This is a genomic window from Fodinibius sp. GM108, from assembly GCF_058386985.1.
In genome coordinates, this window is the sequence record NZ_JBYEIR010000015.1 from 19480 (window position 1) to 46241 (window position 26762).

The window sequence follows — 26762 nt, forward strand, 5'->3', positions numbered from 1 at the left end:
AATTTCACGGTTTTAATCCATCCGGAATAACGACGGGTGAAGGCGATTACAGTATTCTCAGCGGATACTTTTTTGGTAGTTCTTTTGTCCCGACTCCCGTCGGGGGTTTTAGTTTAAATGAACAGAATAAGTCCATTAAATAGGAATACAGAAACGATTTCATACTTCATCATTCCTTGTTCGCTATTCGATATTCATTATTCCATTTAGGCATCTTCTGGCGGCATAGTACCAAAAACCCGATCCCACAGAGTGGTCGAAATACCGAATGCCTTTTCGGGATATTTGTAGTGGTGCAGAGAGTGATGACGATAATGAGATTTAAGATAAGAAGGCACCGGCGGTGTATGAGTCAAATAATGAACCCGCGTGTATAGGAGATATCCCGTTACAAATCCCGGCATAAAGATATATGCATAGTCACCGAGAATAAGCAGAAATACAAAATATAATATACCAATAATCATTAGTCCCGGCACAGGAGGCATAATGATTCGATCTTTATCTCTCGGATATTCGTGATGAATACCGTGAAAGGTGTAAGCCAGTTTTTGTGCGAATTCTGATTCTGGAAAATACTCATCGATGTGAAACAGATAGCGATGCGCAAAATATTCGAAGAGCGTCCAGAAAAAGATAGCGCCCACAAATATTGCTGCGCCAGACCAAAAGGTATCAACAACCTGCATCTGATATCCTATCCAGAGTAAAACAAGCACCGCAACGATATATATTGTGCTTGAAACATAGGGTGGTGCTTTTGTTAATGGTTCTAAAAATGAATTCTCAAATAATGATCCTTGACCTTCTTCTTTTATTTCCCGATGCATAATACTTCATTTTTTTAATGATTATGTAATACTCTCTTAAATATCTCAAATCTGTAACAAACTGCTTTTTTTCTAGTTCCAGCAGTTGTTATGCTGGTACAAAATATTCGCTGCTAATAAGCGGGTAATCCCACTCTTTGAAAGCAAACTCCCAGTTGGTATTGATTTTTTCAACAATCCGGGTTTCATAATTATAGTCACTGGATTTACCTTCTGCTTTTTGATCTAAAAAATCAAAAAAATACTTTTGAGCATTTTCAAATCCGTTTAATCCAAGCTGATTATACACATTCTGCAGTTCGTTTAACGGATGAGAAACAAAATCTTCAAAACCGATCTCAGCGAGTTGTCCGTCCGGTATGTTATTTCGTTGCTTCAAATAACGCTGTATCAGTTTTCGATAAACGGTTATAATCTCCTCTTCCACCTTTTGCTTTCCAATTTCTTCAACAGCCAGATTATCCAGCATTGTATTCCAGAGTTTTTTACTGGAGTAAAAAACGTCGTACGGATTTCGATGAATAAAAATAAATTGCGCATTCGGATACATCTGCAGAAGTTTATCAGTTCGGGCAGTATTACCGGGACTCTTAATCAGCAGTTGTCGACCGTCATTTTTGAGTGACGTTTTACGAATTAAGTAGCGATAATCCTGTTTCCACTTCTCTATATCACTGTTATCAGCTGTTTCGAAAAACAAGTATTTATTGAAGTATTCTTCTGCATTTTGCGGAAAAATATGTCCCCAGTGCAGACTGGCAGGAGAGATCATCGTAGTTAAAGCGATCTCAATTTCGCTGGGACTGTCGAGCTCCAGGTTTATCGACATATTTTGTGCGTCCCGGATAAGATTCAAACTTTTTGGAATTCGTTTTACTAGTGGTTTCAGAAAAGATTCAGAACTAAGAAAAATATCGGGAAATACAACCTGGAATTTGTTCATAAAGCCGAATTGCGGATCTTGCCCCAGAAGATACTGTAAAAAACTAGTCCCGCTGCGCCAGTGGCCAATTACAAAGATGGGATCTTTGCTAAGCTGATGGTTTCTTATCCTGCTGTTCCACCTGACGTTTTCATAAAGTCTGAACGGTTCCTGCAAAATCAATTTGAGATAGAAGGCAGAAATTTTCGATATATTTTTTGCTGTAAAACTATCGTGTTTTAACAGCTGCTTAGTTAAGTTTCTGACCGGATGCCTGCGAGAATTCATCGTCAAAAAATATTTTAGACTAAATTATTCTTACGCCGATTTTATCAAATTGTTTGCAATTACTTTTGTTATGATGTAACAATTATAATTATTTGTTGCCAAATGTGTGATTAATAAATATTCACAAACTGATCAAGTTTAGCGAACGAACAGTGAAAAAGGCTTCCATGGATATTCAGATAAAAGATTGGACATTTACACATTGGTGGGTGCGTCCCACCGTAAAGATCTGGTTCGATCTGTACCATAAAACGGTGACATATTCCGGAATGGAAAATATCAATTGGCAAAAACCGGTTATTTTTGCGCCATCGCATCAAAATGCTTTTTCGGATGCGCTGTGTCTTATTCTGCCTACGAAATATACTAATGACCGATTTATTTACCCGCTGATCAGGGCCGATGCTTTTGGCAATAGCCGGGCTTTGGACTGGATGCTCACGACCTTTCATATGCTGCCGGTATATCGTCCGCGTGACGGCGTAGATTTAAAACAGCGCAACAGATCCGTGTTTTCGCACTGCCATCAGATTTTATTCCAAAATCGCAACTTGCTCATTCATCCAGAGGGCAATTGTATCCCGAAGAAAAAAGTAGGGCGATTTAAAAAGGGACTGGCGCGTATAGCATTGGGGGCCGAAGCCGAAAAAAAATTCAGGTTAGGTGTAAATATTGTGCCTGTTGGCATTAATTATCGAGCGATTACGAAAGCTCGAAAAGGAATCCATGTCAAGTTTGGTCCTCCGATTTTGGTTTCTGATTACCGGGAGCAGTACCGGAGATCTGAAGCAGTGGCTATTGCAGAGCTCACTGCGGACGTTGAAAAAGGTGTCAGGGATGTGACGGTGGATATCAATACACGCGATTACCAACTTACAGAGCAGATGTTAGATCTGCTGAAGCATAACGATCCACAAATGGATACGGCTGCTGAATATGATGATCAAGAGTTGCTTTTTGAGAAGGATCTCATTGCTCATTTACAAGAAAAAGAGGCTCGAAATAATGAATTGACTGAAGATCTTCGGCAATCTTATCAAAAGCTGGAGACAACGGCTGCCAAATATAACCTTGATCTGGATTGTCCGCTCGTGGAGCGAAAACCGAGCGTCCGGCTTACGATGGAAGCGATCGGATATCTGATCTTACTGCCGGTTTTTCTCTATGGATGGATCAACAATATTATTCCCTGGACGCTGATGCACAAGACGGCTGACAAAGTTGGGGAAAAACAATTTAAAAATTCGGCGCGAATGGTTGCCGGATTGCTGCTATTCCCCATCAGTTATCTGGTTCAAACGGCGGTCTTGGGTGTATTTTTGGGTTTTGGGATGGGATTGTTGCTTTATATAATTTCATTGCCTATAACTGGAATTGTTAGCTTAAAGATAGCCGAGAGCTTTAGTCAGTGGATGCAACAGGTTCGGCTGAAGAAAATGTCACAGACCGAACAAAAGAAGTTATCTGATCTGCTGGATGAAATTGCCGGACTCATTAAATTGCAGGAGACTGTCCAGTCACCTGACGCGGTTTAATCGCAAGAACTGCAGCATCCATTTGGGAATCGGCTTCTCCGGCGGTTTATTCTTCACATCCAGATACCAGCCGATATTTTCCCAGATAGGAATTTTATGCGTCTCGACGAATTCGATCAGTGTACCGTCGGGATCTTCGATATAGCTGAAACGTCCGGCGGCTTCGCCCATATCAAACGAATTCTTGCTGTCCACGGTAAATTCGAATCCCTTGTTATGGCACTCTTTTTTAAGCTGATCCATCCCTTTCACATCAAAACAGAGATGGATAAAGCCAAGATCGCCCCAGTAGCGATCGCGGAAAATCTTGCGTGGCTCGCGTCCGTACGTTTGAACAAGCTCAATTTTGCTGGGGCCCAGAAGCTGACTGAATGAACCTTTTCGCGGCTCACTGTGGCTTAATAATACGCGTCGCATTTTTTGGGAGCCGCCGTCAAGTGCAGTAAAATCATCAAAAACACGTTCCTCGTCATATTCAATTTTATCGTATTCCAGGATATCCTTGTAGAGATTGAGCGATCGGTCGATATCAGAAACGCCGATGATACAGCCGGCAATACCACCCGTATTATATTTACCATTCGAAAACCAGGAGTTACCTTCAACAAGCTGGAAGAGAAGTCCATGCGGATCTTTTACAAAGAAATGAGGAGCTCCTGAAGGATCATTGTTAATACCATCAACGATATTTACTCCCTTCGATTGCAGAAAATTAAACGCCTCTTCAATATCCTTGCATTTTACTTTTGTGGCATATAGTCCCAGATCACCAATCTTGATGTCAAAGGGGGGCGGCTGTGGATCACGGCTGGTATACTGCCAGACTTCAAGACCACCACCACCCTGAAGATTCATAGCCAGCGTAGCGGAACGAGTTTGGATCTCATTGCCCGTATAATCGGTCATTAACTTTGCCTCCGCAGCATCCTGAAATACACAGATGTCCATGCCTAGTTTTTTTCGGTACCATTCAAAAGCTTTCTCTTCGTCGGGAGTACCAATCCCGATCTGCTGGATACCACTGATAATCTTAGTCATAAATTTGTTGCTTTAAAAGAAATCGAGGTCAATCATTGACCGTTCAGATACTTACTACATTGCAATTACTGCTTCATCTGAATCTGGAATCTAAATAATATAATATCTGCTAAGCATCTACAACTTTGAGACGAGGTTATTAGACCTTTTGTAATAAAATAAGTTAACCTATACATTCCGGCTTTGAAGAAAATTCTACTTTTACTGTAGATACAGTTATGACAAAAATTTCTTCCCGGCAAAAAAAATGGGCTTTGGCCGCTACAATTATCGGATCGGGAATGGCCTTTATCAACGGTTCTGCTGTGAATGTGGCACTTCCGGCTATACAGTCATCACTGGATGGTTCGGTAGCCGATATGCAGTGGGTAGTGAGCATTTATGCATTTATTTTAGGTACGCTCATTCTTACCGGTGGATCGGCTGGCGATTATTACGGCCGCAAACGTGTTTTTGGTTACGGCGTTTTTTTGTTTTTGATTTCAACCATCTGGTGTGGTCTAGCCCCGAATGTACAGCAGTTAATTTTTGCACGCGGGGGACAGGCGGTCGGCGGAGCCCTGATGATCCCCGGCAGTTTAGCTATTATTACGGATCTTTACGATAAGGAAGAACGGGGGAAAGCTATCGGCACGTGGTCAGGTTTTACGGCGCTATCCACGGCAGCCGGCCCGCTGTTGGCTGGTATACTCGTTGATCAGTTGTCATGGCGATTTATTTTCTTGATCAGCGTACCGTTGGCCCTTGCCGTGCTTCTTATCTTATTCTGGCGCGTGCCCGAAAGTAACTCTGCTGAAACGCATGACAAGCCTGACTGGGCAGGTGCTCTGCTTGCCACACTGGGGCTGGGACTAATCTGCTACGGCATGATTGAGGCCTCTGATCTGGGAATGTCACATCCTGTGGTACTTTCTACAGCACTTTTGGGATTACTGATATTAGTTGGTTTTGTATATTTGGAGACGAAACTGGATCAACCGATGATGCCGCCTAAGTTGTTCAGATCCAAAAATTTCAGCGGTGCCAATCTGGTAACGATGAGCTTTTATTTTTCGCTGGCAGGCGGCTTTTTCCTGTTACCATTTAACTTTATACAGATCCAGGGGTACTCGGCCACGGCGGCCGGGGCGGCCTTTATTCCATTTCCGCTATTGGTGGGACTGCTTTCACGCTGGTCAGGTGGACTAATTGTCCGTTTTGGGGCACTTCCGCTGCTCGTAGCCGGTCCCATTATTACAAGTATTGGTTTTATTCTATTGGGTATTTATGGAGTAGATAGTTCGTATTGGATTAATTTTTTTCCGGGAATCGTTTTTATGGGATTGGGTGTGGCGATTAGTTTTGCACCGCTTAATACCACGGTTATGAGTTCTGTTGATCGATCAGATGCAGGTAAAGCCTCAGGAATTAATAAAGCAGTATCCCGGCTGTCAGGGATGATTTCTGTAGCACTTCTGGGAGCACTGGCAATAGCAATTTTTGGTCAGCATCTGTCTGATAGAATGGAGCAGGAAAATGTTCCGCAACAGGTCCAGCAGCAGATGATTAGCGAGGCAACGAATTTAGCAAAGGCAGAAATCCCACAAAATGCATCGGCAGAAACTCAACAACTCTTAGAGCAAAATATCAGGGAGTCATTTTTATCCAGTTTTCGTATTGTCATGTTTGTAGCTGCCGGACTGGTGTTTATGGGTGCTATTTGTGCGATGCTGATGGTCGATTTTCATCCTAAAAGCTCTGGAGAGCTGGAAAAAGAAGAAATGGCAGAACATCAGTAGATCTGAATAATAAATAGTTATTTAATGACGAATCTCGAAATATTCTACACCTGAAGATGAATTGTCAGGCTGAGAAGAACTGAAGCTCACTTTAAGTGAGCTTTTACAAAATATCTTTAGCCACGGATTCATCCGTGGTAAGATTCTATTTTCCCTTATTCCGAAGCTCTTACTTCGGAATCCTCTTAAGAAACTCTGCTTCCACGGTATAACATTCCCAAGCAAGAGCTATATCTCGTCCTGATGCTTGCCTGCGCGTAGCCATTTTCTTTTATACTTAATTATATACAGAATGCTTCGGCGGAAGGCAGGCTCTGCGTCGGGACCGGGAGAAACGCTCTGCGTTTAAACTATTTATTCTCTTCTCCACTGGCGCAAGTTTGTGATGTATGCCGGCAGTATCAACGGGCACAAGTTGCAAACTTGCACCAGGTTAGGTTGTTCCATGATTATATCAGCGCTTTGAAAATATTTTATAGATAGGCATTGGTATGGATCCGAACTGTGTTCATCTCTTTTGCCGCGCGAGATTCCACATCGGAGTTCGGAATGACGCTGTAGTTGACTATTCACAGAAGATGGAACAATCGTCTGCTGCAACACTTAGATTTATGGGAAAGAAGAAGACTCCTTATATTCTCCTGTTATAAATAGTATTTTTACATTTAGCTGTGACTTCTAACAATATTACATAGGAAATGCTCATGACCCGAACAGGTATTTTAAAAATTACCCCTTTCAAACTAATTGCCGCTCTTCTTATAACTCTTTTTTGGATAGGATCAGGGGTAATCCCAGTACAAGCACAGTCATTTGATCATGAACCCTATCCCCAGCTGGATTTCGATTTTGTCAGCCTGGATCTGGAGCTGGGATTACAGCCTCAAAACCTGCGTATTGACGGAGCAGCTACCTATCAGGTGAAAGCCAATGTAAGTGGCGCTGATACTGTTACGCTTTATGCGGCCCACATGGATATAAGCAGTGTAAGTGTGGATGGAGCTGGTACTGATTTTATGCTTCAAAACGATTCGCTTTTTGTACCTGTCGGCGAATCTGCCGAGGCCGGTCAAGAATTTGAAGTGCGGATTCGCTATTCAGCCAATCCCCAGTTCGGATTGTTAAAAAATGTCCATAATACGGTCAGAAGCTCACTACTACCTAAAAGTCAGCGGCACTGGGTACCCATTGTTGATAATCCTCATGTAGATTTGAAAACTACATTTACTATTTCTGTTCCCTCGGGATATCAGGTTTGGGCAACGGGTCAAAATACTGATCGAGAGACTGTTTCGGTGGATGTAATGCGTTTTCGTTTTGAGTCAGAGGAGGAGGTGCCGGCCTCGAGTTTGGCACTGGCTGTGGGTAGGTTCGATACCGAATCCGCAAAAGGAGAAACCAATGTGCAGGTGGCTGTAGAACAGGCGCTGAGCGATACCATTGGCGCTGATCAGCTTCTGCAAAAAGCGCAGGACTATTTAAGACGAATCTCCGATTCTTTGCAGGTTGATTATCCTCATAACCAGCTGACGGTTTTGGTGATGGATGACCACCAGTGGGAGACGAAATCATGGGCAGCTTCTGCAGTTCATCTCTATAAAAATCGGGGTGATCTTGATGCACAGTTGTTGCGGGGTATCATCGGTCAGTGGTTTGGTGTACATCAGCGCGAGGCGCAATGGAACCAGGCTGATGCTATAACATTGCAACAGGCGGTGAGTTTTCATTCAATCGCGGATTCGATTGTGGCTTTAAAAGAGCGGGATACTCTACGAGCTTCGGTAGAAAGTGTTTACGATGGTTTCGGAGTTAAAAATTGGAACAGATGGATCGAAGGATGGGCCAGCTGGGAGAAAGAAAATCTTAAATCCGTGATAAAAGAGGCACAAACGGATGCACTACAGGAGTTGCCACCTGTCGTCAGTTGGAATGATTATGCCAAATTATGGTATCGAAATAGTGGACAGAGGTTGTTTGAGATACCGGAATTGAATGCGACCGAAGATGCTGATGCGACGAATTCATCTACAGAAAATGCTGATTCGATAGCTTATAAAGTTACTTATGACTATAACGAGGCTGAGGGACAGCTTATATTAAATTTTGAAGCTATGCATGGGGTTTATGAAGAGTTAACATCAATAAATGCCTATGAAGTATATCCCAACAGTACCGATACTACAGAAGTGACTTTCACTGGCACAAAAGATTCGGTTGTGCTACAGGTGGATCCGACGATAAGTACAGTGTATCTGGAGGCTCCCAACCGGCCGGATTTATATCTGGATGAATTCAAACCTTCCTCATTTTTGATCAGTGAGTTACGTAATGCCGAAGAGGTAAAGCGGCGTGCAGCTGCCGCCCGAAAATTGGGGGCACATACCGAAAATCCTGATCTGCAGCTGGCCATAAGGGATTTTATGAATCGGAATTTAGAACCTGAAGTAGAGGCCGCATTGTTGAGCTCATATGCTGATATAACGGCTGGAGCCTCGGGAACGGAAGAGATATTTATGGATGCACTGGAAAGTGATAGTAGAGCTATTCGCGAGGCTGGGCTGATGGCATTACAAAATTTTGAAGGAAATTCCACGGTTATGAATCAGGTGGAGCAGCTGGCTCTGAATACAGAAGATGATGATTTTTTTAAAAAGGCGACGCAGGTGTTGGTTGCAATTTCTTCGCCCGGACAGTTTGAATCATATACCGAAAATATCATACAGCAGGATAATGCCGGGCGATCTATATTTGCAATTCAGCAGTTGGCCAATATGGGTGAAGTGGAAGCAGCGGTGGAGAAAGCAGAGTTATTTACATCTGACACCTACAGCTATACTATACGCAGCACGGCTCTGGAAATCCTTATTCAGCACGACCATGCACCGGCCAGTTGGTTATCTAGAGCTGAAGAGTTGCTGGAGTCGTCTGATCCGCGTATTCGGTATCTGGTCATCAGTGGACTTGCCAGGCAGGAAGGTGATGAGGTGAGAAACTTCTTGTCAGAATACCGGCAGGATGAATATGACGAGCGGGTGTATCAGTTAATAATCCGTAATGAGTGATCCGTGATGCATGGAGGGTGATACGTAATGCGTAATTCGTTGGTTTTGGCCTCGATTAAAAGGTTGCTGCCGATAAGAGTTATGATGGGCAGGATTGTTGAGATTAGCAGGATTTTATGTAGCTCATTTTCCAAGTTGTGGCACAATTGTAAGGTAGTTCTCCTTACTTAGTATACATTTAAGAAATACTATGCTCTTGAACAATTATAACGTATCCTGTTAATCCTGCCTAATATGGGCCATCTTGGTACTACTTGGTACATCTCACGCATTACGAATTACGTATCACGAATTCCCATCAATTACCTTGTCGAATCCATTTCCATAGCTCTTTCCAGTTAGCACTTTGACCATAGCTCAGGATACCCACACTGTAAATTTTAGCACTCAGCCACATCGTACCGGCAAAGGTTGCTATCATCAAAAAGATAGAGAGTCCAATTTGCCAGATAGGAACATCCGTGATTGCAATACGCGTCACCATCAAAATGGGCGTGCAAAAGGGGATGAGGGATCCCACAACCGAAAGTGTACCGTCAGGATTATCCATCGTTTGAAACATGATAAAATATGCCACAAAAATAGGCACCATAATCGGGAACATATATTGCTGGGTATCGGCTTCGGAATCTACGGCCGAACCGATGGCTGCAAATAATGAGCTGTAAATGAGATATCCCAGGATAAAGAAGAGGGCAAAATAGATTATAAGCGATGTTTCGATTGTAGGAATCGAAAACACAGCTGGATCTACTCCCTGTGATGCCTGGGCTGCTTCCTCAGCGTTGGGCATTTGAGACTGTTGAGCAGCGAGAAACATACTGGCTACTGGCCCAGCCGCCGCAGCAAGGCCGAAGAGCGTAGCAATCCAGATCGTCATCTGCGTGAGTGCTAATGATCCGATCCCGCCTAGTTTACCCAGCAGTAGCTCGATCGGTTTTACTGATGAGGCGATAACCTCAATTATGCGGTTCGTTTTTTCTTCAATAACACTCCGGGTGATCAATCCTCCATAGCCGGAAATGGCGCCAAAGATGATAAAGCCCATTGCAAGACCAACAATCGTGAGAAATCCGGTGTCGTCTTCGGTTTCTTTACCGGTTTTGGTGAGTTTACGTGTTTCAAGACTGACGTCACTTTCGTAAATATCTTGTATATCTTCTGACACATTGGCCCGTGCCAGTCGTTCGTTGCGGATGACTTCTCGCAGATCAGATTGAATGGATGACTGGAGACCGAGTCCGCCAGTGCCGCTGGATAAGAATTCCGGATCTGCCTCACCTTCGATATGAGCGTTCCTGAGTAGAATGTATCCATCAATTTTCTCTTGGGTCACCAGCGAGCGCAGCGAATCTTCGGTGAGGTCAGAAAAATCTTTGTACCGTTCGGGTGCCATCTCTTCCAGGCGGGGGTATAGCACTTCTGTTTGATCCACAATGCCGATTGTACGCTGCGTATCAGAATCCCAAACGGAAATGCCTACCACAATGCCGACGAAAGCAATCATACCGAGAGGGATTAAAATAGTAGCAATGATAAATGCTTTGGAACGTATACGGGTCAGATATTCCCTCTTAAGAACAAGTAAAATTTGGCGCAAACTCATAAATCAAGCTAATTCATTTGGATTAATATTATCTTCGCCAACAGTAGAGATGAAAATTTCCGTCAGAGATGGTTCCACGCGTTCAAACTTGTAGATTTCGGCATGATCCATCGCCGTTTTCAGGATATCCTGCATATGCTGTCCATTGAGCACGCGGATTTCGGCAAAGTTTGTCGAGCGATTATTGATCCGAACATCTTTAAGCTTGTCCAAAAAGCTGTGGTCGCCTTCAAACTCAATGTTGACGGTGTTTTTGCCAAACTTCTGTTTAATATCTCGCAGGTTTCCTTTAAGTACTGCCTTACCTTTATTAAACAGGCAGATCTCATCACACATCTGTTCCACCTGTTCCATCCGATGTGTCGAAAAAAGAATAGTATTTCCTTTCTCCCGAAGCTCAATTACAATTTCTTTCAGCATTTCACTGTTGATCGGATCAAGTCCACTGAAGGGTTCGTCAAATATATAGATGTCAGGGTCATGAGCAACGGTGGCAATGAACTGTATCTTTTGCGACATCCCTTTTGAAAGCTCACCAACCTTTTTATTCAACCAGTCGGCCGCATCAAATCGGTCAAGCCAGTAGTGCGTCTTCTTTTCAGCTTCGGCGCGGCTCAATCCCTTAAGTTGAGCCAGATAGATAAGCTGTTCGCCCACCTTCATTTTTTTATACAAACCACGTTCCTCAGGCATATATCCGATCATACTCTGCGTCTTCGGACTCACAGGTACACCATTAATGGTTACTGATCCACTGTCGGCAATGAGAATGTGATTAATGATACGAATTGCTGTTGTCTTGCCGGCTCCATTAGGACCGAGCAATCCGAAGATACGCCCTTTTGGAACATTAAAACTGACATTTCTGACCGCTTTTGTATCTCCGAACGATTTACTGATGTTTTCGACTTCAATTACAGCCATAACGTATTTGTTTTATTTTTTGCTGATCGGAAAAGTAGTATAAACTTATGGATAAAGAAAGAGTTTGATTGGTGCTCAAACTTTTGATTATTTCATCATAATCTAAACCCAGTTTATTATTTGCCCAGAATTGGGCATTACGATTTTTATTATTGCTAGTTTCAATTAGGATATTATGAACATTTATCATCTCAGCGCCGAATGTTATCCTGTTGCCAAAGTGGGTGGTCTGGCAGATGTGGTTGGTTCCTTACCTAAATATTTGAACAAGCAGTCGGTTGATGCTTCTGTTGTGATGCCAAAATATCATAATAATTGGATTGCAAACCATGAATTTGAAACGGTGCTGGCAGGTAGTGCACCATTGGGCGACCAGCAGTTTGATTACTGGATTCAGCGCGAGACGGATGATTCACTCGGTTTTCCTCTCTATGTTGTTGACATTCCGGGCCGCTTCGACCGTCCCGGTATTTATGTTGAGCAAGATACAGGTACCGGTTACTGGGATAATTTCGAACGGTTTGCCAGCTTTCAGATAGCGGTACTCGACTGGTTTAATGGGATGAGAGAGAAGCCAGATCTCATCCATTGCCATGATCATCATACTGGATTACTGCCGTTTATGCTTACCCAGTGTTATCGTTACATAGATCTGAAGCATATTCCGACTGTATTCACGGTACATAATGGTGAATATCACGGGGTGTTTAACCGTGACAATGCTTATCTATTACCTAAATTTGATGAGAGCAATATTGGTCTTCTCGACTGGAATGGAGATCTGAACTGTCTGGCTGCAGGATTAAAAACATGCTGGCAAATCACCACCGTTTCTAGTTCTTACATGCAAGAGCTGGCCCATAACAGTAATGGATTGGAATGGCTTTTTCGGAATGAAACACAGAAGTCGCGCGGTATCATAAATGGAATAGATACCAGCGTGTGGAATCCAGATACCGACCCAATGATTGCCCACCATTATAATGCCCGAAAAATGGCAAAAGGCAAGCGTAAAAATAAAGAAGTACTTTGCGAACGTTTCGGACTCGACCCGCAATATCCCACCATTGCATATATTGGTCGGCTGGCTTATGAAAAGGGGGCAGATTTACTTCCCGACCTGTTTCGAAGTTATCTTGAATCGCCACAAAGTGTTAACTTTATTGTGTTGGGCACAGGCGACAGAAGTCTGCATCATGAATTTGAGGCTATGAGTGATCGCTTTGTGGGATACTTTGATGCTGCACTGGATTACAACGAACCGCTGGCTCATCAGATCTATGCAGGCAGTGATTTTATGATTATGCCATCCCGTGTTGAACCATGCGGACTTAATCAGATGTATTCCATGCGATATGGGACGGTTCCGATTGTTCGCAATATAGGTGGATTAAAAGATACGGTTGTGGATATAGGTGAACCAGACGGATATGGTATTACGTTTAACGATTTTGCACTGCATGCAGCTAGCAATGCAGTACAGAGAGCAATCACGTTATTTAAAGATGGAAGGAAGTTAACGGGGGTTCGAAAAAGAATTATGAATCTAGATTTTTCTTGGAATGCCTCGGCTAAAAAGTATATTAACATGTATAATGAACTGTTAAATCGATAAACATTTTTATGCGACGCAAAGCAATTGCAGTTATTTTAGGTGGCGGACAGGGTACAAGATTATATCCTTTAACAAAGTTACGTTCAAAGCCAGCAGTGCCGATAGCCGGTAAATATCGGTTAGTGGATATACCCATATCCAACTGCTTAAACTCAGATATTCGTCGGATCTATGTGCTTACTCAGTTTAATTCAGCCTCTCTGAACCGTCATATCAAAAACACTTACAATTTTGATGTGTTCAGCAGCGGTTTTGTTGATATTCTTGCCGCTGAACAGACTCCCAAAAGTAAAAACTGGTATCAGGGGACAGCCGATGCCGTTCGCCAGTCGATCCATCATATGGAGAATCACCGACATAAACATGTCTTCATATTGTCGGGTGATCAGCTTTACCAGATGGATTATCGGAATATGATGGAGAAGCATGAAAAAAATGATGCTGACCTGACGGTTGCTACTATTCCGGTTGTTGCCCAAGACGCTACGGGATTCGGTATAATGAAGACAAATAATGAAGGAGTCATTGAAAACTTTGTTGAAAAGCCGAACTATGAAGAGTTGGATAAGTGGAAATCTGATACACCGGAAAAATTTAGCAAAGACCGGCGTGTTTATCTTGCTTCTATGGGAATTTACATTTTTAAGAAAGAGGCTCTTAATGAACTGCTCGACGAATATGAAGATGCAACAGATTTCGGGAAAGAGATAATTCCACAGGCCATTGAAAAAGATTATAAAGTACAAAGCTTTGAGTTCGACGGCTATTGGACAGATATCGGGACGATAAAATCATTCTTCGAGGCAAACCTGGCCCTTACTGAAGATCTGCCGCAGTTTAATCTTTATGACAACGAGGATTTTATTTACACCCATGCGCGTATGCTGCCGGCTTCCAAACTTTCGGGTACCACATTTGATCATTCTGTTTTGGCCGAAGGCTGTCTGATTGAAGCAAGCAGAATAGAGCGCTCTGTTGTTGGTATCCGGTCACGTATTGGCAAGGGAACTACTATAGAACACTCTATTATTATGGGGAATGATTTTTTCCAGTCCCGTGAAGATATCGAAAACAGCAGCAATGATAATCCGCCAATGGGTATTGGACGCCGCTGTTTTATTAGCAATGCTATTATTGACAAAGATGTGAAGATTGGAAATGATGTACGGATTGCTGGAGGTGAACATCTGGAAGATGGAGAGTACGGTAACTATCATGTTGTAGATGGCATTGTCATTATCCCAAAAGGAGAGATTATCAAAGACGGGACTAAGATTTAAACTCAATCCACCCGCTCACTGGACTCGCAAGCCGGTGGATAAGGGGGGCTTGAAAAATCTGATGGTATTCTCTAGTTGTGAGGCAGTTGTACTCCCGAACTCTGCTTTTCCCAGCCACCCGATGGCCAACTCAGCTATTGGATGTCACTCTTTCCGCCTGTTTGCTGTATTTGCGTTATGATGGATAGGAGAGCCTTTAAAAAGTCGGGTGTCATCCTGAATTTATTTTCAGGATCTATAGATAAAACACGATTTAAAGGCTTTAAACCGAACTTAGCAACAGATGCTTATCCCGAAAGCTTTCGGGATAGCAAGACATGGGCATTTTTTAGACTCCTACCAACAACTGATCGGCTTCGGCTTAGCATAGCCCTGAAAGAGCAAAGCTACGAAGAAAAAATAAGAAGCTGTTTGAAGAGAGCTGAGAAATCAAATGATAAATACTGATCCCCTTAACAAAGATTCCGGGAAATCATGGAATTTACAGTTTCCTCAAGGAACAATGAACTACTGTTACTTCACAGTTTTTAAATTGGGGTTTGGGGGAATCGGGGAAAGCTGCTTTAGCATAACGACTAATGTGGAATAGCTATTCCTGTCTTCTAGCCTCATCTCGTCGCGATGCTCTGCGTCGCGACGTTTATTTTCTTCCGCTAAATTGGTTACGAAGCGAAGCATCGTAGCCAGATGAAAATAAATAAAAAAGGCAAATATCCTCTCAAGACAAACTTTTTCACTCCGAAATGACCCGATCTATTTTCAACAGGCGATCGTAATTTCGCTCCGGATCATTAAAGTAAATGAGAGTTAAATACTGCTGTCGGGGAAATAAAAAGCTGTGGTCCAGGGCTAAATCGTTGATCCTGTTATTTTCCACTAAAACATATTTATATGCGTATTCGCCTTGTTTAATGAATGCTTGACCCTCCCACAACTTCTCTTCGGTGTTAAAACTCATTTTATTGAGCTCGTTGATCATCCAGTTGTTGAACTGTCCTACAATATAAATATCCGAAGAAAGTGGAATTGATGCATCAGTCTCTAAACGAAACTCAACCTGTGCATATTCACTATTGCGGTCATCCATGGGATAACCAAAATTTGATGACGTTGAAAATAGATCGGGATCGGCATCGAGGTTTTGGATATCACGCCGCAAAATAATTCGCGGAGGAGTGTCTCCCGGCTGATATTCCAGGATTTGCTGGCCATCTACATCAAATGAACGAAGATCGAGATATTTAAACTCGTAGTTTCCAACGAAGGCCTGATTAGGTTCCTGATGCCCCTGAAGTTCACCGGGTGTGATTGTATCCAAGAATCCCGCCTCCTGCATGCGACCCCAAAAGTTGTGTGGCACGAAAAACATCGACAGATCGAACTGTGGGTATTCGACAAAATCGGGATACCGGTACGTGCTGAATAGCTGGTCCATCGGACGTCCATCATCACGCTGTGCAAAAAGCCGCTCGATTCGCGTTTCAATTGAGCCCTCATCTTCGGTAATAAAAAACGGCATCGAAAACAGTAGATCGCCGTTATCATAGGAATACACTTCAATCAGATAATTTCCACTTACAGCAGGAAGAAGTTCATTATTAGGGAATACATATTCTACGTGATGATAGGGGGGACGCTGGCTAAAACTGGCTCTCGATTGCTGGATCTGTGTTTCTGAAAAGCTGTCGAGAAAAAAGGTAGGACTTATCGGACTTTGATTCCATTGCCGAGAGCGGTGTGAAACTTTTACCCGAAACTGGCGGCTTTCTGTTCCCAAATAATCAAAAGAAAGCACCAGGTTTTGACCGCTATTCAGTTCAATAACGGGAGGCATATTGGGATTCCCTTTGGGATATATATGGACGCTTTGAATGCTATTGGGGGGCGCTTTTTGTTGCGGGAGTGCAAAACTTCCGAACGTCTGCTGCTGATTTTTTTCGTCTTGTACGTTTCTATCCTGATTGACAACCGCACAGCCCGTACTCCATACAAACAATAAAAAAGCAACAAAATTACAGCAGATATTGGCCTTCGAATACAAAATGGGCAGGTCCTTCGAGTTTAATATTTGAATATGTTTCAGTAGAAGAGTTGAAGGAAAAATAAACGTGTAATGTTCCCCCTTTGGTCTCTACCGTGTATTTTTCTGACTCTTTTGATGAATCTTGCAGATGGTGCCAAGTCAGAGCAGAGGCAATAGCTCCGGTGCCACATGCCAGGGTCAGATCTTCAACCCCCCGCTCATAGGTTTGCAGTTTCAGTGTATTTTCATCAACTCCACAGATAAAATTTACATTGGTCCCTTTCGGTTGAAAATGACTGTGGTGGCGTAACAGACGTCCCTCTTCCCGAAGGTTATCTTCATTTTCCATCGCATGTTCATCGATCGTAGTGACTACATGCTCGGTACCCGTATGCGTGACATACATTTGATGCCCGTCCAACGTAAGCTTCTGGGCTGATGCTTTCATAGGAAAAGCAATACTCACCGATTCGTCGTCGTGCACTTCTGCTTCGTAGATTTGGCTGTGCACATTAAAACGATGCCGGGTATCAAATCCCAGCAAATGAGCAAACCGTGCAATACAGCGAGCGCCGTTTCCGCACATGCCGGCATCACTACCGTCGGAATTACGGTAGTACATTGTATAATCTGCCCCTTCTTTTTCGGCAGGTAGAAGAGCCATAATACCGTCCGATCCTACACCAAACTTACGATCACAAATTTCAGGCGCAAGGTTGATAATCTCCTGTTTACTCAGAGATCCGGACCGATTGTCAAGTATGATAAAATCATTTCCGGCTCCCTGCATCTTAGTGAACGGTATACTGTTTTTTTCTTGGGTCATTGAGAAAAAGCGGGTAGATGTTTCCAGGATTCTTCTTGAGAAATTATCGGATCCTGATTTCGCATTAAGCTGGAGAAACGAAGCGCAAGGGCGGTAAAGATGAGTTTTGGCTGAACATTCTGATAGACCATAGGCTTGCATTCACTGACCTGTTCAATCATTGACTCCAGACGTGCATCGCCCAGTGTTTCGCAGAATTTTTGTATCACATCAATTTGATCGGCATTGGTAATAAGCTCTTTTTTCTCCGTGGATCGATATACCAGCAGGTCGCGCAGGAAAACTTCCATTACGTTAAGTATTGCAATCTGTCCTTCAAGATTTTGCTCGCTCTGCCAATCCTGTGCTTGTTCAGTAATGTTTACAGCATCCTGAACATACGCATAACGCAGATATTCGATGATTTCTTCCCTTGTTTTCTTGAGCGTATCTACGTCATAAAAGCGTGTCATCGCGTAGTTTCCGCCGGATACACGAGCCAGGTAAGAGGCTTCTTGTGCCGGCACACCATCGTGCTCGATAAGCGCCTGTTCAATTTCTTGTGTTTTCAGGGATGAAAACTGAATGTGCTGGCATCGTGAAATGATCGTCGGTAGCAGCGCCTCGGTATTATCGGTAGTGAGAATAAACATCAGATTTTCCGACGGTTCTTCGAGCAGCTTCAGGAAAGAGTTGGCCGCTTCCTTTTTCATACTTTCTATTCCTGTCATAATAATCACCGTTCTTCGCCCTTCATTGGGTTTGTAGTAGGCTGCAGGACGTATTTCTTCGCGAAAGTAATCAATAGGATAAAACGCTCGCTTATTTTTTGTGCTGTCTTCATCAGTTAAGGAGGGACGCAGGCTGAAATCAACAATTTCGTAAGGATCTTCGCGTAATAACTGCAGTCTTTTTCGCAATTCCTCAACAGAAACATTGGTAGGCACCGGCAGAAAAGTGTGGATATCCGGGTGGTTAAACCAAGATGATTTTTTAGAAAACGCCTGATTTCCCAGAGCGGTTAAATGATCAATTCCATTTATGAGCTCAGCGAATGCGAGGGCGAAAGCCGTTTTGCCTACACCCGGTGGTCCCGAAAACAGATAGGCATGGCTGATGCGCCCCGATCGGACAATACGTTCTATCTGTTCACGGGCAAACTGCTGACCTACCAGTCGTCGATCGCCAAAATTAAATTTTAGATCTTTATAGTTATTCATAGAGCTTAAAATATTATCAGAGCCAAATACATTTTAAGAAATAAAATGCTATTAGAACCACAGAGTCGCGCAGAGGTTGAAAAATCCTCTGAGAAACTCTGCGATATCTTTTGTTCATCCTGCGGTTGAATTCAAATTACGTCTTTTATTCTTCCCAAATATAATCAAAAAGTAAAATGCCGGCTGTTATTGTTACCCCTGCGTAGCCTACTAGCGCCCAGAAATCATTAAGATAATTATCAGTAAATCCTTCGATTAGAGCAGCTTTGGTAGTACGCACGAGAATCAGGATAAGGGGAAACAACAGTGGAAGACTAAGAACCGAAAAAATGGCTCCCTTACGGTCGGCCTGCGAGACAATTGCTCCCAGCATTGTTGCTACTCCCGAAAGCCCGGCCGTCCCAAGTAATAGAACAAGGATAAATGCCATTACATCAGCAATAGGCATCCCCAGCAGGAAAATATAAAAGAAAAATGTGGCTAAATTTACTGACAAGGTAAAAAGAAAATTATAGCACAGCTTTCCCACGAAAACTTCGCTAGCCTTACCGTGAAGGCGGAGTAAGTCATAGGTTCGGCGTTCGGTTTCCATCACAAATGAACGTGATAAACTCGAAAGTGCAGCAAATAAAATAACGATCCAAACTAATGCACTTTTAGGTGTAGGTGCTAGCTGCTCAGCGTTCATAGCAAACAGAATCAGTAGCAGCGATGCGCCCACAAATGCCAGAACCGTATTGATGGCATATCGCGAGCGAAGCTCCGATTGCAAATCTTTGCGTAAAACAGCTGTTATTCCCTGCAAAAAATCCATGAGCAAAGTTTACAAAAATTGTAAGCAAGTTTTAAATCCATATTCTATCAAAGCCAACAGAATAACCTTGATATTTGTATCGTAATTAAGTTGTAACAGACGTAAAACGATGAGTATATTTGAGCACCATATGGAAAAGATTAATTTAGAGTTTCTTCATGAATATTTTCAGCCTTTTAAGCCCGAAAACAGTTCTGCCAAACCTACAAGCAAGTGATAAAAATGAGGTTTTAGAGAAGATGGTTTCTTCTCTGGAGGGCGAAGTGTCGGACGGGGAGATCGAAAGAATTCGCGACGCCGTTTTTGAACGAGAGAAAATTATGTCAACAGGTGTGGGGAAAGGGTTGGCCATTCCGCATGGTAAGGCTTCAGGGATAGAACAAACCTATGCTGCCTTTGCAATTTTGGATGAGCCGGTGGACTACAAGGCGATAGATGATGAGCCGGTAAATATGGTTTTTCTGCTTGTGGGGCCGCAGGCAAGCAACAGTTTGCATATTAAAATGTTGAGCCGTATTTCACGTTTAATGAATAACAGCGCGTTTCGCGAACGATTGAGAAAGTGCTCATCGGCAGAAGAGATTATTGACCAATTTAAAGAAGAAGAACACGTTTCATTTTAAAGATCAGAAGGTTACAATATCCAGATAACCGGGACAGTATGAGAAGTAGACGATTACTTGCGAAAAGTATATTGGTCCTTGTCCTTTGTTCTTTCCTGGCGCCGGATAGTAGGGGACAGAATATTACTTTTTCTCTTGATATTGTACAAAGCATAGAAAGTAGCCGGGCCAACAGTGCTTTTTGGTCTGTAATTGCCCGCGATACTACCGGCAACATAGTTGAGGGATATAATTTTAATAAAACAGTACGGCCTGCTTCAAGCTTAAAACTATTAACCTCTGCAGCTGTTTTGGATGAGCTTGGTGCTGATTATACCTATTCAACGAAAATGTACGGTCTTGGCTATCAAGCTGGTGATGTGTGGCATGGAGATATTATCATTCGTGGAGCTGGTGATCCTACAATCAACGGTGAATTTTATGATGATGACCGGCTGTACGTGTTTGAAAAGTTTTTCAAGGCGTTATACTCGAAAGGCATTCGTAAGATCAACGGCAATCTTATTGGCAACGATGCCTTTTTTGATCAGCAACCATATCCGGAAGGCTGGAGCTGGGAAGATCTTTCGTTTTATTATGGGGTGGAAATAAGTGCACTCTCATTCAATAATAACGCTGTAGATCTGACGGTGTATGCGGATGAAGATATTGGAGAAAAGCCTACTATCGAATGGTTTCCATTTGATACTGATTATGTAGAGTTTGTTAATGAACAGGTGATTACGCCGCCGGGTACAGAATATGACGAATATTACCGCAGATTGCTGGGTACAAATACTATTGAGTTACGGAGTAAACTTCCCAAGGATTACATAGAAAAGGAGTCACTTTCTATTAAAAATGCTCCCATGTTTTTCCTGGATACATTTAAGAAATATCTCAAAGATGGAGGCATATCTCTGAGTGGGCGCATAATGGTGGACAGCCAGCGGCAGGATTGGAGTGATGAAAAATATGTAGTACTGGCCGAGCATACTTCTGAACCGCTAAAAAAAATACTCAAGCAGGTTAATAAAAACAGTGATAATTTTTATTCCGAAATGTTGTTAAAGACAATGGCTGCCGAACATTATGATGTAGCCGGCAGTACGGAGCTCGGAATTAGTCTTGTTGAGGATTTTGCTGCCTCAAAGAAAATGGATACAGCCAGGCTGGAAATGTCTGACGGATCTGGTATGGCCCCTTCAACACTTATGACAGTTGAGGATCTGAGCCAACTACTGGTTGAGATGCGTAATCATCCTGAATTTGAATATTACAAAAATAGTTTATCGATTTCGGGAGTTGACGGATCACTTAAGTATAGGTTCAACCAATCGCCGATGAAGGGAAAGATATATGGAAAGACAGGTTATCTCTCGGGGGTACGATCGTTAAGTGGTTATATGGAAGCCTCTTCAGGACAGACCTTGGCTTTTTCTGTAGTCACCAATAATTATACGAATAAAACCTCTTATATTGATTACGTTCAAGAAGAGATTATTCAAACGCTTTACGAAAAACATTGAGTTCAATGTCGAATGACAAGCCTACAATATTAGTCACGGATGATGAGAAAAGCATTCGAAATTCGCTCCGGGATATCCTCGAGTTCGAAGATTACGAGGTTTTGGAAGCCGAGAATGGCAAACAGGTTTTTGAAACACTGAAAGAAGAGCAGATTGATTTGATGCTGCTCGATATTAAGATGAAGGGGATGGACGGGATGGAAATTCTCTCGCGGCTGAAGGAGAATAACCACCGGTTTCCGGTGATCATGATTTCAGGTCACGGCAATATTGAGATTGCTGTAGAAGCCACAAAAAAGGGAGCCTTTGATTTTATAGAAAAACCCCCAGACCTGAATAGACTGCTGGTGAGCGTCCGTAATGCGTTGGATCAACAACGGCTGACTGAAGAAAACAAGAATATAAAATCACGGCTGCCTGAGGTTCCGCAAATTATCGGCCAGAGTGACGCCATTCAAAAAATAAAAGATACCATCGACAAAGTTGCCCAGACTAATTCGCGCGTTATGGTAACCGGTGAAAATGGTACGGGAAAAGAACTGGTAGCGCGCTGGATCCATGGAAAAAGTAATCGCAGTAGCGGTCCATTTGTGGAAGTAAACTGTGCTGCTATTCCGGCTGATTTGCTGGAAAGTGAACTTTTCGGGCATGAAAAGGGAGCATTTACAGGAGCCAGCCGTCAGCGTATCGGTAAATTCGAACAGGCTAATGGCGGAACACTGTTTCTGGATGAGGTAGGAGATATGAGCGCCGATGCGCAGGCCAAGGTGCTGCGTGCTCTGCAGGAAAATGCAATTATTCGCGTTGGCGGTACCGAAAAAATATCAGTAGATGTGCGCGTGATTTCTGCAACGAATAAAGATCTTCTGGATGCTATTGAGTGCGGTGAATTCCGGGAGGATCTTTATCACCGGCTTAATGTTATTCCGATTAACGTGCCGCCGCTGCGTGAGCGGCGTGAAGATATCCCGCTGCTTGCCCAAAAGTGGCTGGATCAGCTTGCGGAAAAAGATATTATGTTTTCCGGTATCAGTTTTACCGATGAAGCATTGAATGAGCTGAAAAAACTAAACTGGTCAGGAAATGTACGAGAGCTCCAAAATGCTATTGAACGTCTCGGATTGTTAGCGGAAAATTCCGAAATATCAAAAGAGGATGTAGAAGGGCTTACACTTTCGGGCAGACAAAAAAACGGGGAAATAGACAACCTGCTCGAGAGTACTGACAACTTTCAGCATTTTAAAGAATCGGTAGAACGGTTATTTTTGCTCCGCAAACTTGAAGAACATGACTGGAATATTTCAAAAACGGCAGAAGCTATCGATATCCAGCGGAGTCACATCTACAACAAAATGAAAAAGTACGATATCGAACGGTAGATGTTGAAATATAGAGGTTAGAAGCTGGATATTTACGCCGATTATTTCCGATTAAAATTGAACTTACAACCCAAGACTCATTACTCAAGACTCATACAATGTCAGCAAAAATTATTGATGGTAAGAAAGTAGCAAAACTAACCAGGGAAGAAGTCCGCAGGGATGTGGAAGACTGGGTTAATGACGGTAATCGACCTCCCTTTTTACAAGTTATTTTAGTGGGAAGCAATCCTGCTTCGGATGTATATGTAGGTGCAAAAACCCGGGCTTGTAAAGAAGTAGGTATCGAAACAGATACAATGCGTTTGCCGGATACGATTTCTGCAAAAGGACTTAAATCTACCATCAACGAGTTAAATAGTGATGATTCTGTAGATGGAATACTGGTGCAGTTGCCTTTACCTAACCATCTGTCTTCGCACGATGTAATCGAGTCTATCGACTACCGTAAAGATGTGGATGGGTTTCATCCCATGAATGTAGGTCGATTGACAGTAGGACAGCCGAGTTTTCGCTCATGCACGCCTGCAGGCATCATTGAATTATTCAAATATTATAGCATTCCTACAAAAGGTAAGCACGCTGTTGTAGTTGGAGCCAGCAATATTGTTGGACGGCCAATTTCGATTCTTCTCAATAAAGAAAAAGGCGAAGAAGGAAAAGCTACAACTACGGTTTGTCATAAGTTTACCAAAGATCTTACACAGCACACCATTGCTGCAGATATTTTAGTGGTTGCAGCGGGGCAGCCCAACCTGATTAAAGGCGAAATGGTCAAAGAGGGTGTCGTGGTAATTGATGTGGGGATCAACCGTGTGGCTGATGAAACGAAAGAGAAAGGTTACAGCCTGGTGGGTGATTGTCACTTTGAGAGCGTCAAAGAAAAAGCCAGCTGGATTACACCCGTGCCCGGTGGTGTGGGGCCGATGACGGTAGCTATGTTGATGAAAAACACGCTGCTGGCGGCTAAGAAGTCGATCTATCCCGAATAATTTAGTTCTAACAAACTTTAAATAAAGGTTTAGAAGGCTTTGCAAAACCTCTAGATCCAATTCTGACATTGCAAGCCTGTGAAGCGATCTCCATTTCCATAATTCAAGCAGGAGATTGCCGCACAGCGTTCGCAATGACAGTTAGTTTTGCAAAGCTGAAATTCTTTATAGGCATTGATCGGGATTTTCGGGATCTACATAACAGGCATCAGATGTTAAACTTCTGCTGAATGATAAATCCTGATCCAGCTTGCGGATAAACTTCTTGATCTCTTCTTCAGATGACCAGGTGTCATGTCCGTCGCTGAGCACTGGCAGATCTTTTGAATCTATACCATCAGGCAGAGAGTGTTCGCTATTGGTATCAACCAGTTTATGAGCAATAACCATTGTCTCCAGCTTATCTTCAACCCATCTTGTAAGGTTAGTTTTGTTATTTTTATTCCGGTAGAATTTCAGCATGATGTGTGAGATCGATTTTACAGAATGTACTTTATAACATCTCAAAATATATAACGGTTCCGTTGGGCGGATGTCTCGTCACAACTTGGGCCGATCCTTTTCTTTGATATGAGGCCGGTCAACCCACCCTGATTTGCTATAGTTGTTATATCGATAGCGTGGGAATTAATTCCCGCGCTCGTGATGTCTCTTTCTATAGCTATCAATACTTGTCAGAGTCTGGTTTTGACGTCCAACGAGTATTTCTAAGCAAGATGGAGTGTCGTCGGGTCAGTGTGAAGAGACAGCTTTGTCTTGTTCAAAGCTCCAGCTTCGGAACGACCTGAAGGTCTACTTTCAGGCTAGAGCTTCTGAATGAGATAAATAGCCGTTGCTTTGTATATTTTGCCAGATGGGTTTTTCTGCCGTGCCAGATCCCGGATCCGCCGATAGTCGGACAGGTCAAGTCCGGGATGACGTCGTGGTTTTCCCCTCATTCCGAAGCTCTGCTTCCAAGAAATTGCATTTCTAGGCAGAAGCTTGTGTAATATTGCTAAAGCCTGAAGATAAATCATCAAGCTAAGGAAGCAGAAAACCGAAGCTCACTTCAAGTGAGCTTTTAAATGATATTCTTAGTCCACGGATTCATCCGTGGGTAAAAGTCTGAACTCTCTCTGTTTTCATTGCGGACCCGCCTATGCTGAAGCTTCGGAGGACAGGCTTGATCCGCAATCTCTTATGGCAATAGACTGTGAATATAAAAAGTTGGGCCAACAGCTCGTTATTTCTTTAGATAAGGTCGAACGTTAACTCGTACCGAACCTCTGGTTCGGTACGTTCCATTTGGTTCTGAGCCGCTGAAACTCAAGCAAAAGCCAGAGAAAAGCTGAATATAGTGATGATCAAAAAGTATATGCCGAGTAGTAAGCTTTCGGTTGTGTAGACTTTTATTGCCTCTGATTTCACTAATTCAGGCACATGATCATGCTTGAAGAGGGTACTGTATCCATAGGCGACACTCGCAGTGACAGCAAAGCCTGTGAAATTCCACCAGAACCAGAATACCTGGTCCGAGAAGAAAATCCACAGGATAAAATTGAATAGTACGCCGGCAATAATACCGATATTAATACCTGTGGTATTTGTCCGTCTGGTGAGAATAGCAAGGGCAAACGTGGCTATAATTGGACCATAAAAAAACGATCCCATTTTGTTGATAGCTTCAATGATGGTGTCGGCAATATGTCCGGCCGAAAAAGCCAGTGTAATGCAGACAACGCCCCAGCCCAGCGTTGTCATTTTCGAATATCGCATCTCTTCTTTGTTGGTAAGCGTCTCTTGGTGTTTGGTGCGGAGTATCAGATCCTCGACGCTGGCAGCGCTTAATGAGTTGAGAGCCGAATCCAGCGATGACATAGCGGCCGAAAAAATAGCTACTATCAGAAATCCGATGATACCGTGTGGCAGATATTCTACGATGAACGTAGGAACCATGTAATCAGGGCGATCGGCCGGTATCTGCCCGGCGAAGGAGGGGGCTGTGAGTGCATATGTGCCGATGATTAATCCCATTATACAGTATAGCAGCACTAGCGGAAAACGAAGCATGCCGTTAAATAGCAGGGCTCGTCGTATTTGCTTGAAACTGCTTGCCGACAATACCCGCTGGGCCTGGCTTTGATCGCACCCATAATACGAAGCATAAAGAAAAAATCCCCCGAACACCATCGGCCAGAAACCAAATTCTTCGCTGGTGCCAAAGCCGGTATTATCGAGTTCAAAAACCTGCAGCCTTGACGGTTCAATATTGCTGACAAAATTCTGCCATCCGCCGATGAGATCCAGGGCATACCATCCGCAGATAAAAATGCCAATCGAGAGGATAGCCATTTGCAGGACATCAGAAATGACGACCGCTTTCATGCCGCCTAAGTAATCATAAACAAGGGCGATGAATCCCGCTATAATGATGTTGATCCACAGTGGAATTTCGAACACAGCCGAAAGGAATGCTATGACTTTTTCAAGTGTCAAGCGGCTTTTTTGTCCCGGTCAAACCGGGAGGTGTGATTCGGATCG

Annotated in this window: 21 protein-coding genes; 9 read left to right on the forward strand and 12 right to left on the reverse strand. The window is 43.1% G+C overall.

Features of this window, described 5'->3' with window-relative positions:
- Window positions 1-206 precede the first annotated feature (206 nt).
- Window positions 207-830, reverse strand: coding sequence for a sterol desaturase family protein (locus ACT3ID_RS18415; RefSeq protein ID WP_491543535.1), 624 nt, complete (start codon window positions 828-830; stop codon window positions 207-209).
- Between the two features lie 88 nt (window positions 831-918).
- The gene (locus ACT3ID_RS18420; protein ID WP_491543536.1) at window positions 919-2040 is read right to left on the reverse strand and encodes a sulfotransferase family protein; all 1122 of its coding nucleotides are present in this window, start codon (window positions 2038-2040) and stop codon (window positions 919-921) included.
- 167 nt (window positions 2041-2207) lie between these two features.
- Between ACT3ID_RS18420 and ACT3ID_RS18425 the strand changes: the two genes are divergently transcribed.
- Window positions 2208-3575: a 1-acyl-sn-glycerol-3-phosphate acyltransferase gene (locus tag ACT3ID_RS18425; protein WP_491543537.1), complete on the forward strand. Its 1368-nt coding sequence runs from the start codon at window positions 2208-2210 to the stop codon at window positions 3573-3575.
- Here ACT3ID_RS18425 and ACT3ID_RS18430 read toward each other — a convergent pair.
- Window positions 3558-4613 carry a VOC family protein gene (locus ACT3ID_RS18430; protein ID WP_491543538.1) on the reverse strand — a complete coding sequence of 352 codons (1056 nt, stop codon included), beginning with the start codon at window positions 4611-4613 and terminating at the stop codon, window positions 3558-3560. The genes ACT3ID_RS18425 and ACT3ID_RS18430 overlap by 18 nt on opposite strands.
- Before the next feature lie 218 nt (window positions 4614-4831).
- On the opposite strand from ACT3ID_RS18430, the gene ACT3ID_RS18435 reads away from it, so the two are divergent.
- Both ACT3ID_RS18435 and ACT3ID_RS18440 read left to right on the forward strand, forming a co-directional pair.
- Window positions 4832-6391: an MFS transporter gene (locus ACT3ID_RS18435; RefSeq protein WP_491543539.1), complete on the forward strand. Its 1560-nt coding sequence runs from the start codon at window positions 4832-4834 to the stop codon at window positions 6389-6391.
- Window positions 6392-7095: 704 nt separating this feature from the next.
- Window positions 7096-9453, forward strand: coding sequence for a M1 aminopeptidase family protein (locus ACT3ID_RS18440; protein WP_491543540.1), 2358 nt, complete (start codon window positions 7096-7098; stop codon window positions 9451-9453).
- Between the two features lie 298 nt (window positions 9454-9751).
- Here ACT3ID_RS18440 and ACT3ID_RS18445 read toward each other — a convergent pair whose 3' ends face one another.
- Window positions 9752-11059: an ABC transporter permease gene (locus ACT3ID_RS18445; protein ID WP_491543541.1), complete on the reverse strand. Its 1308-nt coding sequence runs from the start codon at window positions 11057-11059 to the stop codon at window positions 9752-9754.
- 3 nt (window positions 11060-11062) lie between these two features.
- Complete coding sequence (locus ACT3ID_RS18450) at window positions 11063-11983, reverse strand: ABC transporter ATP-binding protein (protein ID WP_491543542.1); 921 nt, start codon at window positions 11981-11983, stop codon at window positions 11063-11065.
- Between the two features lie 175 nt (window positions 11984-12158).
- Between ACT3ID_RS18450 and ACT3ID_RS18455 the strand changes: the two genes are divergently transcribed.
- Both ACT3ID_RS18455 and ACT3ID_RS18460 read left to right on the forward strand, forming a co-directional pair.
- The gene (locus tag ACT3ID_RS18455; RefSeq protein ID WP_491543543.1) at window positions 12159-13598 is read left to right on the forward strand and encodes a glycogen synthase; all 1440 of its coding nucleotides are present in this window, start codon (window positions 12159-12161) and stop codon (window positions 13596-13598) included.
- Window positions 13599-13606: 8 nt separating this feature from the next.
- Window positions 13607-14878, forward strand: coding sequence for a glucose-1-phosphate adenylyltransferase (locus ACT3ID_RS18460; protein WP_491543544.1), 1272 nt, complete (start codon window positions 13607-13609; stop codon window positions 14876-14878).
- A gap of 733 nt (window positions 14879-15611) precedes the next feature.
- Here the strand turns inward: ACT3ID_RS18460 and ACT3ID_RS18465 are convergent.
- From ACT3ID_RS18465 to ACT3ID_RS18480, 4 genes are all read right to left on the reverse strand, one after another.
- Window positions 15612-16919: a type IX secretion system plug protein gene (locus ACT3ID_RS18465; RefSeq protein WP_491543545.1), complete on the reverse strand. Its 1308-nt coding sequence runs from the start codon at window positions 16917-16919 to the stop codon at window positions 15612-15614.
- A complete protein-coding gene (dapF, locus tag ACT3ID_RS18470; protein ID WP_491543546.1) occupies window positions 16891-17727 on the reverse strand; it encodes a diaminopimelate epimerase in 837 nt (278 codons plus the stop codon). Before dapF ends, ACT3ID_RS18465 begins: the two co-directional genes overlap by 29 nt.
- Window positions 17724-18926: a DNA polymerase III subunit gene (locus ACT3ID_RS18475; protein ID WP_491543547.1), complete on the reverse strand. Its 1203-nt coding sequence runs from the start codon at window positions 18924-18926 to the stop codon at window positions 17724-17726. The genes dapF and ACT3ID_RS18475 overlap by 4 nt, the downstream gene beginning before the upstream one ends.
- Before the next feature lie 145 nt (window positions 18927-19071).
- Window positions 19072-19740: a heme exporter protein CcmB gene (locus ACT3ID_RS18480; protein WP_491543548.1), complete on the reverse strand. Its 669-nt coding sequence runs from the start codon at window positions 19738-19740 to the stop codon at window positions 19072-19074.
- Between the two features lie 158 nt (window positions 19741-19898).
- Here ACT3ID_RS18480 and ACT3ID_RS18485 point away from each other — a divergent pair, with 158 nt between their 5' ends.
- From ACT3ID_RS18485 to folD, 4 genes are all read left to right on the forward strand, one after another.
- A complete protein-coding gene (locus ACT3ID_RS18485; RefSeq protein ID WP_491543549.1) occupies window positions 19899-20363 on the forward strand; it encodes a PTS sugar transporter subunit IIA in 465 nt (154 codons plus the stop codon).
- Window positions 20364-20401: 38 nt separating this feature from the next.
- On the forward strand, window positions 20402-21871 hold the full coding sequence (gene dacB / locus ACT3ID_RS18490; protein ID WP_491543550.1) for a D-alanyl-D-alanine carboxypeptidase/D-alanyl-D-alanine endopeptidase: 1470 nt from the start codon (window positions 20402-20404) through the stop codon (window positions 21869-21871).
- Between the two features lie 5 nt (window positions 21872-21876).
- Window positions 21877-23250, forward strand: coding sequence for a sigma-54-dependent transcriptional regulator (locus tag ACT3ID_RS18495; RefSeq protein WP_491543551.1), 1374 nt, complete (start codon window positions 21877-21879; stop codon window positions 23248-23250).
- Between the two features lie 98 nt (window positions 23251-23348).
- Window positions 23349-24242 carry a bifunctional methylenetetrahydrofolate dehydrogenase/methenyltetrahydrofolate cyclohydrolase FolD gene (gene folD / locus ACT3ID_RS18500; RefSeq protein WP_491543552.1) on the forward strand — a complete coding sequence of 298 codons (894 nt, stop codon included), beginning with the start codon at window positions 23349-23351 and terminating at the stop codon, window positions 24240-24242.
- A 165-nt stretch (window positions 24243-24407) separates the two neighbouring features.
- On the opposite strand, the gene ACT3ID_RS18505 is transcribed toward folD, so the two are convergent.
- The 3 genes from ACT3ID_RS18505 to ACT3ID_RS18515 form a co-directional block, all read right to left on the reverse strand.
- The gene (locus tag ACT3ID_RS18505; protein ID WP_491543553.1) at window positions 24408-24704 is read right to left on the reverse strand and encodes a hypothetical protein; all 297 of its coding nucleotides are present in this window, start codon (window positions 24702-24704) and stop codon (window positions 24408-24410) included.
- A gap of 341 nt (window positions 24705-25045) precedes the next feature.
- Window positions 25046-25180, reverse strand: coding sequence for a hypothetical protein (locus tag ACT3ID_RS18510; RefSeq protein WP_491543554.1), 135 nt, complete (start codon window positions 25178-25180; stop codon window positions 25046-25048).
- A 367-nt stretch (window positions 25181-25547) separates the two neighbouring features.
- On the reverse strand, window positions 25548-26717 hold the full coding sequence (locus tag ACT3ID_RS18515) for a sodium:solute symporter family transporter (protein ID WP_491543555.1): 1170 nt from the start codon (window positions 26715-26717) through the stop codon (window positions 25548-25550).
- Window positions 26718-26762 lie beyond the last annotated feature (45 nt).

Bases quoted from the DNA above. Each gene is read 5' to 3' on its own strand.
- ACT3ID_RS18415 (WP_491543535.1), bottom strand. From the start codon at position 830: ATGCATCGGGAAATAAAAGAAGAAGGTCAAGGATCATTATTTGAGAAT.
- ACT3ID_RS18420 (WP_491543536.1), bottom strand. From the start codon at position 2,040: ATGAATTCTCGCAGGCATCCGGTCAGAAACTTAACTAAGCAGCTGTTA.
- ACT3ID_RS18425 (WP_491543537.1), top strand. From the start codon at position 2,208: ATGGATATTCAGATAAAAGATTGGACATTTACACATTGGTGGGTGCGT.
- ACT3ID_RS18430 (WP_491543538.1), bottom strand. From the start codon at position 4,613: ATGACTAAGATTATCAGTGGTATCCAGCAGATCGGGATTGGTACTCCC.
- ACT3ID_RS18435 (WP_491543539.1), top strand. From the start codon at position 4,832: ATGACAAAAATTTCTTCCCGGCAAAAAAAATGGGCTTTGGCCGCTACA.
- ACT3ID_RS18440 (WP_491543540.1), top strand. From the start codon at position 7,096: ATGACCCGAACAGGTATTTTAAAAATTACCCCTTTCAAACTAATTGCC.
- ACT3ID_RS18445 (WP_491543541.1), bottom strand. From the start codon at position 11,059: ATGAGTTTGCGCCAAATTTTACTTGTTCTTAAGAGGGAATATCTGACC.
- ACT3ID_RS18450 (WP_491543542.1), bottom strand. From the start codon at position 11,983: ATGGCTGTAATTGAAGTCGAAAACATCAGTAAATCGTTCGGAGATACA.
- ACT3ID_RS18455 (WP_491543543.1), top strand. From the start codon at position 12,159: ATGAACATTTATCATCTCAGCGCCGAATGTTATCCTGTTGCCAAAGTG.
- ACT3ID_RS18460 (WP_491543544.1), top strand. From the start codon at position 13,607: ATGCGACGCAAAGCAATTGCAGTTATTTTAGGTGGCGGACAGGGTACA.
- dapF (WP_491543546.1), bottom strand. From the start codon at position 17,727: ATGACCCAAGAAAAAAACAGTATACCGTTCACTAAGATGCAGGGAGCC.
- ACT3ID_RS18475 (WP_491543547.1), bottom strand. From the start codon at position 18,926: ATGAATAACTATAAAGATCTAAAATTTAATTTTGGCGATCGACGACTG.
- ACT3ID_RS18480 (WP_491543548.1), bottom strand. From the start codon at position 19,740: ATGGATTTTTTGCAGGGAATAACAGCTGTTTTACGCAAAGATTTGCAA.
- ACT3ID_RS18485 (WP_491543549.1), top strand. From the start codon at position 19,899: ATGAATATTTTCAGCCTTTTAAGCCCGAAAACAGTTCTGCCAAACCTA.
- dacB (WP_491543550.1), top strand. From the start codon at position 20,402: ATGAGAAGTAGACGATTACTTGCGAAAAGTATATTGGTCCTTGTCCTT.
- ACT3ID_RS18495 (WP_491543551.1), top strand. From the start codon at position 21,877: ATGTCGAATGACAAGCCTACAATATTAGTCACGGATGATGAGAAAAGC.
- folD (WP_491543552.1), top strand. From the start codon at position 23,349: ATGTCAGCAAAAATTATTGATGGTAAGAAAGTAGCAAAACTAACCAGG.
- ACT3ID_RS18505 (WP_491543553.1), bottom strand. From the start codon at position 24,704: ATGCTGAAATTCTACCGGAATAAAAATAACAAAACTAACCTTACAAGA.
- ACT3ID_RS18510 (WP_491543554.1), bottom strand. From the start codon at position 25,180: ATGAGGGGAAAACCACGACGTCATCCCGGACTTGACCTGTCCGACTAT.